The 12,918-nt window shown below is 47.3% G+C and carries 10 protein-coding genes; 1 reads left to right on the top strand and 9 read right to left on the bottom strand.

The features are described from left to right. Nucleotides 1–24: 24 nt before the first annotated feature. From FHW36_RS06270 to FHW36_RS06250, 5 genes are all read right to left on the bottom strand, one after another. On the bottom strand, nucleotides 25–1,665 hold the full coding sequence (locus FHW36_RS06270) for a RagB/SusD family nutrient uptake outer membrane protein (protein ID WP_145663938.1): 1,641 nt from the start codon (nucleotides 1,663–1,665) through the stop codon (nucleotides 25–27). Nucleotides 1,666–1,685: 20 nt separating this feature from the next. Continuing rightward, the gene (locus FHW36_RS06265) at nucleotides 1,686–4,940 is read right to left on the bottom strand and encodes a TonB-dependent receptor (RefSeq protein ID WP_186452319.1); all 3,255 of its coding nucleotides are present in this window, start codon (nucleotides 4,938–4,940) and stop codon (nucleotides 1,686–1,688) included. Between the two features lie 221 nt (nucleotides 4,941–5,161). Next, nucleotides 5,162–6,367, bottom strand: a complete 1,206-nt coding sequence (locus FHW36_RS06260) for a FecR family protein (protein ID WP_145663934.1) — start codon at nucleotides 6,365–6,367, stop codon at nucleotides 5,162–5,164. A gap of 105 nt (nucleotides 6,368–6,472) precedes the next feature. After that, nucleotides 6,473–7,111, bottom strand: coding sequence for an RNA polymerase sigma factor (locus FHW36_RS06255; protein WP_145663932.1), 639 nt, complete (start codon nucleotides 7,109–7,111; stop codon nucleotides 6,473–6,475). A 90-nt stretch (nucleotides 7,112–7,201) separates the two neighbouring features. Further along, entirely contained in the window at nucleotides 7,202–7,660 is a 459-nt protein-coding gene (locus tag FHW36_RS06250; RefSeq protein ID WP_145663930.1) for a YhcH/YjgK/YiaL family protein, read from the bottom strand. A 374-nt stretch (nucleotides 7,661–8,034) separates the two neighbouring features. Here FHW36_RS06250 and FHW36_RS06245 point away from each other — a divergent pair, with 374 nt between their 5' ends. Then, nucleotides 8,035–8,391, top strand: coding sequence for an MmcQ/YjbR family DNA-binding protein (locus FHW36_RS06245; protein WP_145663928.1), 357 nt, complete (start codon nucleotides 8,035–8,037; stop codon nucleotides 8,389–8,391). On the opposite strand, the gene FHW36_RS06240 is transcribed toward FHW36_RS06245, so the two are convergent. From FHW36_RS06240 to FHW36_RS06225, 4 genes are all read right to left on the bottom strand, one after another. Further along, entirely contained in the window at nucleotides 8,392–9,255 is an 864-nt protein-coding gene (locus FHW36_RS06240; protein WP_246121083.1) for a sulfite exporter TauE/SafE family protein, read from the bottom strand. A 208-nt stretch (nucleotides 9,256–9,463) separates the two neighbouring features. Further along, on the bottom strand, nucleotides 9,464–10,801 hold the full coding sequence (locus tag FHW36_RS06235; protein WP_145663926.1) for a Gfo/Idh/MocA family protein: 1,338 nt from the start codon (nucleotides 10,799–10,801) through the stop codon (nucleotides 9,464–9,466). Nucleotides 10,802–10,909: 108 nt separating this feature from the next. Then, nucleotides 10,910–11,515 carry a DUF6992 family protein gene (locus tag FHW36_RS06230; RefSeq protein ID WP_145663923.1) on the bottom strand — a complete coding sequence of 202 codons (606 nt, stop codon included), beginning with the start codon at nucleotides 11,513–11,515 and terminating at the stop codon, nucleotides 10,910–10,912. Between the two features lie 6 nt (nucleotides 11,516–11,521). Next, complete coding sequence (locus FHW36_RS06225; protein WP_145663920.1) at nucleotides 11,522–12,889, bottom strand: alkaline phosphatase family protein; 1,368 nt, start codon at nucleotides 12,887–12,889, stop codon at nucleotides 11,522–11,524. Nucleotides 12,890–12,918: the final 29 nt, after the last annotated feature.

Here is a 12,918-nt window from a genome sequence, read left to right as displayed (position 1 = left end):
CTTAAAGGGATCCGATAGCGAATACTATTTCCAGAGATCATTCTGTGTTGCCTTAGGATTTGATTTCAGTTCGCTGGCCGGTATTGGGAAAACATAGTGTTTTGCCTGGAATACATTAGCGCCCTGTTTCTGCCTGGTCTTTAAAATCGCAGATAATGTACCTGCAGATTTATTCCATCTTCTCAGGTCATATACGCGGTTCTGCTCAAAGAACAGCTCCAGTAATTTCTGGTGATCAATTTCAGCGAGCAGTTGGTCTTTGCCTGGCAAGTCTGCTACTGTCTTATCATTCAGACCAGCTCGCTGGCGAATCCGGTTGATATCAGTAAGTGCTTTGCCATTGTTACCGTTCTGGGCAGCAGCTTCTGCACGCAGCAATAGTACCTCTGCAAAGCGCAATACGCGGTAGTTGGCAGTAGACGGAGTAGGGCCCCAGTAGTTATCGGCATTGGCCACATTACGCCAGGCGCTGGTTCCTTTTTTTATAAGGAAACGGCCATGGGTAACAGTATCCAGCTGTGTATCCGGATACAGGCGCACTGTTTTTGATAGGGCGGAGTTCCACAGCTGATCAAAGGTTTTACCATCATACCAGGTAGTATCGCTTTCACCGAGGGAGGAACGTTTCCACATCAGGGAAGCGTACATCCTTTTATCGAATTTGGTGTCGGAACCGGCGGGACGAGCTTCTTTCAGGAACTCATTCACCAGGTAATTGGATGGTACATATTTAAACCAGCCACCACCTGCGGGAGGTCCAATGAACTGCGGCAGGTAGTTATACATTGGTGAGTTGGGGGTTTCCGTATTCCAGGCCCCGTATTGGTCTCCGATAGGAGCAAAGGTCCATTCAAAAACGGATTCCACGTTGTACTCGTTCTTGTCGGTGAAGTTATCTTCGTAATTAGCTACCAGGTCGTAGTTGTACGGCGCTTTGGTAAGTATATCGAAAGTAGCTTCCGCTTTGGTATAATCTTCGGCGAACATGTATGCCTTACCGAGATAAGCTACGGCAGCGCCACTGGTTACCCTTCCCTGTTCTTTGGGATCGCGCGTTACCGGAAGTCCTGGAATGGCATCCGTGAAATCGGCGACCACCTGTTTCCATACATCTGCTTTGGAACTGCAAGGAGTATCATAACCATCAGTTGTTTCCAATGGGGTTGTTCTCACTGGTACACCGCCCCAGTTGGAAGCCAGCAGGTAGTAAGACAAGCCACGCAGGAACTTCGCTTCTGCGATATAGAGCGTCTTTTTATTGGCATCCATATTTACCCCGCCGATTTTGGCTATCAGGAGGTTAGAGCGATGAATACACTGATAGAGGCTACCGAAAATGCTACTCAGGTCACCATTGTTTTCATCGTTAGCAAAAGTAGCTACCGCCCAGGTACCTGGTTCTTCTCCTGGCAAGGTAAACACATCATCGCCCAGTGCATTGATATCCTGGATACCCAGGAAAGAGCCCCAGTAGCCGTAGAGCGAAGAACGCAGCGGGCTATAGGTAGCTGCCAGCGCCTGGCTTACACTGGATTCGTCTTTCCAGAAAGTAGCATCTGTGATCTTGTTGGGATCCGTTTGTTTAAGGAAGTTCTTTTCGTTACATCCCGCTGCAGTAGCCAATACCAAAGCGAGTGCTCCTATATATTTAAATGATTTCTTCATGTTGCAAAGCCATTAAACGATTAAAAAGTAAGATTCAATCCAACCAGTACTGTGCGGGACAGTGGATATACATCCCAGGAGTTGTCCATACCTCTTGACAGTGCAGCACCACCGATATCCGGGTTGTAGCCTTTGTACTTAGAAATAGTAAAGAGGTTTTCACCGGAAGCATATACTCTTACTTTGTCGATACCCCATCTGTTCATCAGTGATTTAGGAATATTGTATCCCAGTTCCACGCGTTTGAGGCGCAGGTAGGAACCATCTTCCAGCCATCTGTCGCTGTTATCGCGGTTGTTGTTATTAGGATCGGATAAAGTGAAACGTGGGAAGTTTGTATGATTTTCAGGTGTCCAGGCATTCAATACATCGGTAGAGAAGTTGGTGATCTCGTTCATCTTTTCTATCCACTTTCTACGGGCATTGTAAATTTTATTGCCAGTCACTGCTTCCAGGAACAGGCCCAGATCAAAGCCTCTCCAGGTAAGGTTAGCCGACAGTCCCATATTTAATTTCGGGAAAGGACTTCCCAGGTATTGTTCGTCCTGGTTATCGATGATACCATCGTTGTTATAATCTACGTAGCGGATATCACCTGGCTGTGCATTGGGCTGAATGGGAGTACCATTCTTGCTATGTGCAGCCACATCTTCTTTAGAGTTGAAGATGCCATCGGATTTAATCAGGAAGAAGGCACCGATAGGGTAACCAACTTTCGCACGGGAAAGGCTGCCAAATTCCTGGCGACCGGAGCCCACGCTGATAGCTGTCATTTTATTGGCGGTATGGGAAATATTGAATCCGAGACGGTAACCTACTTCACCTGCTCTGTCGTTATATTCCAGAGCCAGGTCAAATCCTTTATTCTCGATTTCACCGGCATTGAGGGTGGGTGAACCTGTTTTACCTACAGATGGCGGGAATGGTACGCTCAGCAGTACGCCGGTTGTTTTCTTGTTGAATACGTCGAAAATAACAAACAGCTTGTTGTTGAGAAAACCCGCATCCACACCCACGTTGGTAATTTTGGTTTGTTCCCACGACAGGTCTATAGGTGAAGCATAGGAGCTGGCAGTAGCGCCTGGCCATAATACGCCACCCTGTACATAGTTAAGACCATTGGTGATGCTGTTTTGTGTGAGGTAGTTACCAATTTCCTGGTTACCTAATCCACCCCAGCTACCACGCAGTTTAAAGGTATTGATCACGTTGGTGAGGGAAGAGAAGAAGTGTTCGTTATGCAGGTTCCAGCCCAGGGATACAGAGGGGAAAGAACCATATTGGTAGCCCTGTGCAAAGCGGGAAGAGCCATCTCTTCTGATAGAGGCCGACAGCAGGTAGCGGGAATCGTAGGAATAACTCACCCGACCGAAACGGGACACCATGCTGCTGTTATTGGCATTACCACCATTTTTCTGGGAATTGGCTGTTCCTGCATCCAGGGTATAGGTACCTTCTGGCAAATCATTGCGGGAAGCGCTAAAACCGGAGTAAAGGTTTTTCTGCGCACTGTATCCCAGCAATACATCAATACTATGTTTACCCAGTTTCTTGTTGTAGTTCAGGGTATTTTCCACCAGCCAGGAATTGGCGGTAGCGGTTGACTGTGACAGGTCTGGTAATGGATTGGCCGAGTTTCCATCGTCAAAAACGCCGGTAAAAACACGACCATCTGTTTGTACCTGGGTTAAACCCACATTGAATTTATATTTCAGCCCTTCAATCAGCTTCACTTCGGCAAAAGCATTGGCGAGAATGGAAAGTTCTTTGTTGGTATTTTCTATATTCTGCAAACGAGCCACAGGGTTCGACAGATTCTTCATGAACGTTGGCCTTCTGCCATATCCGCCCAGGGGTTGGGTAGGATCGTAAACAGGTACAGTAGACGGCATGGTGAGGGCACTACCTACGATACTGTGTACCTGGTCGCCACCACCGGGGTTGTTGAGAGCATTACCTCTTTTAATGATCACAGTTTCACCTACTCTGAACCGGCCTTTATCATATTCAGTTTTCACCCTGAAGTTAGCCGCATTATAATTGGTGTTGATAATAGTACCATTTTCTTTCAGGTAGCCACCGGATACGTCGTAGGTAAAGTTCTGGGAACCGCCGCTGAAGTTCACGTTGGTACGTGTTAGCAGTCCCTGTCTGAAGATCGCATCCTGCCAGTTGGTGTTCACACCGGCATAAGCCGGTATACCGGTAACATATTTGCTCATCAGGTCAGTCCATTGCTGGCCATTGAGTAAGTTCATTCTCTTAGGTATGGATTGAACACCGAACCAGGTATCGATGCTCAGTTTGGGGGCAGTTTCCTTGTGACCGCCTTTGGTGGTGATGATCACTACGCCATTAGCTGCGCGGGAACCGTAGATACTGGCGGTAGCTGCGTCTTTCAGGATTTCGATAGATTCTACATCGTTGGGGCTTACGCCATCAATATTGCTTACAAATACACCGTCTACAATATAGAGGGGAGTATTGTTACCCAGGGTACTCATACCACGGATGGTAATGATCATACCAGCGCCAGGGGCGCCGCTGGAAGATTCTACCGAAACGCCGGCTACACGGCCCTGGATCGCAGAACTGATATTTTTGGATACGTTGGCGCTGATGTTACTGACTCTTACAGAAGATACGGCGCCAGTAACGTCTTTTCTTTTCTGGGTACCATAACCTACTACTACCAGTTCTTCCGTTTGTACTGCCTTGGGTTTCAGGGCAATATCCAGTTGACCGGCAGCGGTAACCGTTTTTTCCACCGGCTCATACCCGATATAGGTAACTACCAGCACGCCGCCGTTGTCGGGCAGTTGCAGGGTATAGTTACCTTTACCATCAGAGCTGGCGCCTTTAGTGGTTCCTTTCAGCTTTACGGAAGCACCGCTGAGTGGTTCGTTGGTAGTGGCATCCGTGATTTTACCAAACACGGAAATATTAGCTACCGGTGGAATCACTTCCTCCGTTTGCGGAGTAGGTTTTACAGAAAGAATGATGGTGTTGTCTACAATGCTGTAATTGAGCTTCTTATTGAGCAAACACTTGCCCAATACGTACTCCAGGTCAGCCTGCACCACCGCCACAGATACCTTGTCGGTCTGTTCCAGCATTTCTGTGTTATAAAAGAAGGTATACCCGGTTTGTTTCCGGATTTCCTTAAACACCTTAGACAGCGACACATTACGCATGTTAAGGGTTAGTTTTTGCGAGTAACCGGTTGCACTTACCTGCATAGCCAGTACCAGCAGCAAAAAAGCAGCTAGTTTCATAACTTTCAGCATTTGCGCGAACACCGAATTTCCGGGGTGTTTGCCAACATGTCTAAATAGCATAGATTTGTTAAGTTTTAGGTGAGCGTTGCTGTTTAGGTCAAATAAGCGTGTAAGCGCTCGCCAAACAATCCGACCGGGAACGTTGCCGCGTTTCCGGTTTTTTTGTTTGTTGCATTATTACACGACGATCTTGGTTGTTACATCCTTAAATTTTGCTATTATTTTGCTTCAACGATGATTTGTTTTCCTTCAATGTTAAATTGTACCCCGGCAGTTTTCAAAATTTGTAATGCCTGGGATAACGTGGCCTGTTTACGTATTGACCCGGTATAATGCTTATCCGGTACCGGTCCGGTAAATTTTACATTCACATCGTACCAGCGCGACAGCTGTCTCATAACGGTAGCTAAATCATCATCATCAAATTCGAACGTTCCCATTTTCCATGATATCGCTTTATCTATATCAGCTTCGCTGACCTGGAGCTGTTGATTGTTTTTGGTGAGTACTGCCTGCTCTGATGGCTGGAGCAATACATTGTTGCCATTTTGCTGGTTTACTTTTACTTTTCCACTGACCAGGGTGGTGTTCACTGTTTTTTCGTCGTCGTAGGCCATTACATTGAACGCGGTGCCCAATACTGCTACCTTTAGCCCATTATTTAATTGAACCTGAAAGGGTTGTGTTGCATTGGCAGCTACTTCAAAGTAGGCTTCTCCCGTGAGCACCACTGTTCTGTCGGCGCCCGTAAACCGGGTAGGAAAGCGCAGGGAAGAAGCGGCGTTCAGCCACACTTTAGAGCCATCGGGCAATACCAGCTGGTATTCGCCACCACGGGGAGTCGAGAGGGTATTGAAAGTAACTTTGTCGCCGGAAGTGCCGGATACATCGTATACGAGCTTTCCGTTATCATTGCCGATCCGGGTGCCATCTTTTTCCTTCAGGTCCTGCTCATTCAGGGAGTCCAGCGATACCGCCGTGCCATCTCCCAGTACCAGGCTGGCTTTGGCGCCACCCGGCAGCACATCATTTTGTGCAATGGCAGCGCGCGTGGAGGTAGCCACCTTTTTACCGCTATAGTAAAACCACGCAGCGCTTCCTGCTGCCAGCAATAAAATGGCTGCAGCAGCGCGCCAGCGGGTCATATAACGGATGGAAGAGTTAGGAGCTGCCTCTGGGGCGGTAGTATCGATATGCTGTTGCAACAGGGTCCTGAACTTATTCACTTCTACATCCAGCTTCCCCTGTTGCCCGTTAATAATAGCAAACATCCTGCATGCCTGGTCAAACACGGGGCGTTTGTCCGGGTTTTCGGAGATCCATTTTTCCCAGTATGCTACATCGTGTTCATTAACCCCGATGCAGAAACGAAGGAAAGAATCGTCCAACAGAAAGTCTTCGGCAACATTAAATTGATGGTTCATTGTTACGCTTAGTAATAACTAGTGTAAGAAATGGTGATTTATTCCCAAGAAAAAGCCAACTTTTTTTAATTTTTTTTTTGAGGGAAAAGAACAGGGGGTAAATGGCTATTTACTGAGCATCCACAGCAAAATAACCAGGAGGGAAAGCTCTGCCGAAAGGCATTTCAGGGCGCTACCCAGGGTATTATAGACGGTTTTGGTGCTAATACCGGTGCGTTGGCTCACTTCCTCCATGCTAAGGCCATCGAAGTACCTGAGCTGGATCAGTTCTTTTTGCCGGGGGGTGAGTGCTGCCATGGCGCGCCTGATTTTTTGCTTTATTTCATCGGATGTCTGGATGGCTACGATACATTCCTCATACGATAATTCATGTGGGGTAGCCGTATCTGACCAGGCCCCGGCGGCCTCGGTTGTTTTTTTGCTATGGTGGATATCTGCAAAAATGCGCCGGCGCAACCAGGTGAGTAAATAGGATTTTACATTGGCCACTTCCGGTTGCTTGTGGCGTTGATCCCAGATTTCGAGAAACAGGTCGTTAATAGCATCTTTCGTAATTTCTATATCGCCACAGATGCGGATACCATAATTTACAAGATAAAAATACAATCGCTCATACAGCAGTACCAGTGCTTCCTGCTGGCCATTCCGTACACGATTCCACAGTAGCGTATTCGCAGCAGCATCCGCTGCCGGCAAATCGGCTGGAATTTGTCCGGAATATGGTGTTGGTCGATCACTGTTCATCGGTCACTGCTATTTCATAAGTGGAAAACGAGGTAGTGCACAATTACGGGCATCCTGAACACCGTCGACCAGGATGCCGGGAACAATATACTATAAGTTAACGGCTATCTTTACCACAACTTTTTTCACCGGCGCAGGTGTACTTACCTTGATATTAGGCATGTGTAAATCTGTAGGAAAGAAAATAGCAAACATGCCTTTTTCCAGCCTCGAGAAAAACATAGGATCTTCTGCAAACAACTGGTAGTCTGTTGCCTCATCATATGCTTTAGAGGGCTGCTGGTCTTTCAGGAAGTCGTGCCCTATCAGCTCTGACCCGGATACTATGTATTGGACATCGATATATTGTTTGTGCGATTCCATCTGTTCAGTAGCTGCATCCACGGTATCGTATTCGTTAACGATTGCGAAAATATTGTTGCCCTCTATTTCATATTTTCCTTTATCAAGTGCTGCCAGGTCGGTTTGTGCCAGGTATTCAAAAGCCTTGATAAATTTAACGCCTAAACGGTAGTAAAGAGGAGCATTCGACAGTAAGTCCAGTATCATGTGCTGTAAAAAGTATTAATCCAGGGGCAAGATACTTTTTTTTCTTTCTCAAAGCCACAAAGCTAAAGGCCTATGGGAATTAGCCGGCTGGTTCCGGGTAATTAAATTTTGATTAATAAATTATGAACAACCGGTACTGAATACAACCCAGTAACCAGTTCTGGAATTGCCAGCAACCACGGCAATACTTTTTTAACACCGTATATTGCGTTTTATTTCCTATTTTTATAAGGCAATTCAATCACTATTTACAGCTTAGTTGTTACGTTAGCCACGCATACGTCATATTTTAATATGTTAATGCGTGACATTTGTTGTCGGTATCAGCCGTTCTAAAAAGCGGCTTTAAATAATATTCTTTAAAACCTGCTGTTATGTTTGATCACACCCTGGATTTGTGCCGGTCTCTCCCGGCGGTCATCACTGAAAAAAAGTGGGACAATGAGCTGCGCTTTTATGTAGGCGAGAAACTATTTTGTATGCTTTCCCTCGACCCTCCTCACCGGGTGTCTTTCAAGTGTAGTCAATCACAGTTTCACCAATTGATATCCCGGCCCGGGATTGTACCTGCGCCTCACCTGGCGCGTTACCATTGGGTACAGTTAAACAATGAAAATATGCTGCCGGAGCCTGAACTCGAAACCTTCCTGCAGAATGCATATGAGCTGATTGTAAATTCATTGCCTCCCTTTGAACAGGAAGCTATCCATAAAATGAAGGCCCACGCCTGATTATTTCCAGATCGTGAAGAAGATGTCGTATACGCCAAATACGACCAGGGTAAGTGCAAATAATTTTTCGAGTACCGGTGTTTTCATTTTTACCGCTGTTTTAGCCCCCAGGTAAGAAGCGGGAAATGCAGTGAGCGACAATAACAATGCAATATTCCAATCTATATGCCCCAGGCACCAGTGTGTAATTGCGCCAGGTATCGACAATACCGCCGATAATACCACTGCACACGCCAGCGCCTGCTTAATGGGCATCTTCAATTGCTTTATAAAAAAAGAGCTGAATAATATCCCACCGGCATTGGCCAGCAGGCCTGATAAAAAGCCAATAAACAACGCGGCAGCTACCAGCTTACCTCCCGGCACCTCACTGCTTTCCAGGCGGTTTTCATTAACGGGTTTCTCCCGTAGAAAGGAATACAACAACGACAAACCTGTAATCATAATAAAGAGGGCGGTCATGATCATCAACGACTTCCCCGGCAAATAACTACTCAACCAGGAACCCAAAATGGTAGCAGGAACGCCAAAAGCAGCGCCCAGCAGGATTACCCGGCGGTTAAACAATTTTTCTTTACTATACACGGCGGTGGCAGATAAAGTGCTGGTGATAGATGCCGGCAGTGGAGATGCCAGCGCAAAGAAGGGGTTTACCCCGGCAAATATCTGCAAAGCAGGTGTGCTGATAGCACTGCCTCCTTTACCCAATAAACCGGACAAATAACCTACTATTAAACCTATCAGTAATACTGGCAGGTACTGAGATTGTTGTAAAAACTCCATGTGATCATCCCCTCCGGGGAAATATACCAGGTTGGTGTGGTTGGTTATAAAATTACAGGTAACCAAAATTAGGGGAACCACATTCCATAAACAAATAAAAGCGATAACTAAAAGTTATGGAGGATAACAACTTATTATATTTATTGCTAGTCTATAAACCTAATAGGAGAAAGGGTTTCAAGATATGTAAAGATAGGAATTCCGAGTACAGGTTGTTAGCCTCCGGAGATATTTTTTTTCAAATCCGGCCTTTCGCCTTTTCTCAGAATTCCTCTTATAAAAACGGGTTTTATACTTTGGGCGCCCAACCTTTTTCGTAGGTTCTTTCCCACATCTGCATGGCCTCCTTATCGTTGAGGATATGGCCGTTGGTGGGGTCAGTATACAATATGCGTCCACTGCGTTGTGCAATATTGCCCAGCAAACAAAGCAGGGTACTGCGATAGCCGATATTGATCTCAGAATTCAGGGTAGCGTTGCCCCGTATACTTTCCAGGAAGTTATTGATATGCACGGCATCGTAAAATTCACCGGCGGGACTCACGGTGTTGGTGACGCTCTGGTTTGGATTGGCAGATTGTTTCACCTCTTTAATCACCTTTCCTTTAGGGTCAATCAGTTTATAATTATCGCCACCCGAATTATACAGGCTTCCGTTTTCGCCAAACAGGGCAAAACCGCGGCCCGCCGCTTCTAGTTCAAATGGGCTACAGCTACGACCTTCCCAGGTAATGGCCTTGTTCCCTTCAAATTCGAATTGCAGCATCTGGGTATCGGGCGTTTCCCAGTCATCCGGCGGATAAGCATAGCGCCCGCCGGCAGAGGTAACTTTAGTCGGGAATTCCACGTCCATAAACCAACGCAGGCAATCCAGCTCATGGGTGGCGTTGTTGCAGGTTTCTGAGGTGCCCCAGTTCCAGCGCCAATGCCAGTTATAGTGAACGATGTTATCCAGGTAGTCGCGGCGGGGAGCGGGTCCCTGCCATAAATCCCAATCCAGTGTAGCCGGTACCGGTATTTTCTTACCAATACCGATAGGTGCGCGGTTATTCACATACCATCCTTTTCCATAGTATACCTTTCCCAGCACCTGCTGTTCTTTTACTTCCTTTACGGCCTGTTGCAGGTTGGGCCAGGAACGGCGCTGGTTACCCATTTGCACCAGCCGGTTGTACTTTTTGGCGGCTGCGGTGAGCAGCTCTCCTTCATGGGGGTTGTGGGCACAGGGTTTTTCCACATATACGTGCTTACCGGCTGCTGTGGCCATGATAGCCGCTGGTGCATGCCAGTGGTCGGGGGTGGCCACAAACAGGGCATCAAAATCTTTGCGCTCCAATAATTTGCGGATGTCCTTGATCACAGTAGGTTGCCTTTGCTGAGCGCCTGCAATGGCTTTGAGGCCTTTGGCGATGGCACCGTCTTCCACATCGCAGATGTAGCCAATTTCCGCACCGGGTAACTTGGCCGCGCATTGGGCCAACCAGTTGCCCCTCGAATTAACGCCCATTACGCCCAGCACCAGCTTATTGCTGGGGGCATTTTTCCCGAAAACAGGGAAATTGAGAATAGTTAATCCTGCTCCTAAACCGGCCATGGTACCGGTTTTTATAAAATCTCTTCTTTTCATAACGTTCCTGTTATTTACGCGTTTTAATTAACGGTATCAAAAAATTACAATCGGTTGCATAAATATAGCATAATAAACTTCCCAGTCATCGCTTTTGTGATGAACGCATTAAAAGGTGAGGCCGGCGCTGATGCGGCCAGGGGCAAAGGACAGTTGCATACCATCAAATTTTTTGTTGAGAACTTTGCCATGGCGGTGATGGATACTGATATTCACGATATCGTACAACAACAGGAACCCGCCCTGCAAGAGGATAGAAGAGCCATATCCCTTCCAGCGGTCCTGCTCTTTCCCGGTTTGGTTTTTCCCGTATTCCCGGGCGTAGAGTCCTCCCATGATATAGGCCAGGTCGAGGGCGCCATTGACGAGGTAAATCTTTTCTATCTTATTTTGCTCGCGGATACTGCCTTGGATATTATAGCTGGCGGGATTGAGTTTGCGGTTGCCAAAATAGCCTGCGGCAGCTATGCCCAGGTTCACCGCATTCCAGATAACATTCATCTGGTGGAAATATTTGGCTTCCCCACCAGCTTGCCCCATGCCGACCAGTCCCGTGGCGATATTGGCCACCGACCACCCGCCCAGCACAACCATGGCCGTTTTGGTGGTATGAATACGCTCCCGGTTAAACGTTTCCAGCCAGGCGGTATCCTGCGCCAGCAAGTTTACCGACAAGAGCAGCAGCATCATCAGGGCACAACCATATTTATACATAATTGGTTATTTACCGGTCAATTGGTTCCATATCACGTCATATACGTCAATTGCCTGTAACTGGGATTTGGAAGCCGGTTCGGAGCTGATCACTACCGGGTGATAAGCCGGGTTTTCTTCCAACCTGCCGTGAGACCCCTTAATCAATGTAGCATCCAGCGGAATAACGTTCATCAGGTAACGGAAGCCCAGTTTCTTCTTCAACAGTTTGCCCGCCGCCTTCAGTTTAATGAACGGATCTGCAGGATCCATAAACATCTCTACCGGATCATACCCTGGTTTTCGGAAGATTTCGACCAATCGGGCAAAATCCGGCGCCTTTTTATCATCCATCCAGTAGTAGTAAGTAAACCAGCTATTAGCATCTGCCACCGCCACCAGGTCGCCCGCGCGGGCATGACTCAGGTGGTGTTGCCGTTTACCCTCCCGGTCCAGTACGAGTTGTACGCCAGGTACATTTTCCAGGATATTACGCACCTGCTTGTAACAGGAAGGATCGTTGATATAAATATGCGCGATCTGGTGATCTGCTACCGCAAAAGCTTTGGAAGCACCGGCATCCAGCAGCTCCAGGCCATTTTCCACCCGCAGGGCCAGCAGTCCCTGTTCCCGGAGTATCCTGTTGAGATGAACAGGATTATTTACATTGGTAATCCCATACTCTGATAATACAATCGGATCACAGTTTTGTTGCTGATAATAGGTGATCAGTTGCTTCACGACCCCGTCAATTTCGCTCAGCTCTTTTGCGTTGCGCACCGAGTCCTGCCCAAACTTCTGTAAACAGTAATCCAGGTGAGGCAGGTATACGAAGGTGAGGGTTGGATGATATAGTTTATCGGTCAGGATAGTGGCATCTGCGATCCACTGACTGGATTTAATGCTGGCGGTAGGGCCCCAGTAATTAAACAGGGGAAATTTACCGAGTTGTTCGGTCAGGTAATCCCGGAGTGTAGCGGGAGTAGTATAACAATCTGGTACTTTACGGCCGTCAGACAAGTAGTTGGGGCGCGGTGTGAGGGAATAGTCCACATTGGCGTACATGTTGTACCACCAGCACATTTGCGAACAGGTAAAGGAAGGGTCCAGTTTACGGGCGCGGTCCCATATTTTTGGGGCATCTACCAGTTTATTGGATTGTTTCCAGAATTTCACTTCTGCATCTGTTCTGTCGTACCAGCCATTGCCTACAATACCATGTTCGCTGGGCCATTGGCCGGTAAGATAGGTGCTTTGTACCGACGTGGTAACCGCCGGTAACATCGGCATCACCGTGGCCAGGTGCCGCTGCTGTGTGTAAGCCTTTATAAAAGGCAGGTGCTCCAGCAAAGAAGAGGAGAGCCCTACTACATCAATAACTACTGTCTTTCTCATAAATACGATCGCCGTTACAATTCCGGTAT

Source organism: Chitinophaga polysaccharea (genome assembly GCF_007829335.1).
Classification (GTDB): domain Bacteria; phylum Bacteroidota; class Bacteroidia; order Chitinophagales; family Chitinophagaceae; genus Chitinophaga; species Chitinophaga polysaccharea_B.
This window is presented reverse-complemented; position numbering and strand designations above follow the sequence as displayed.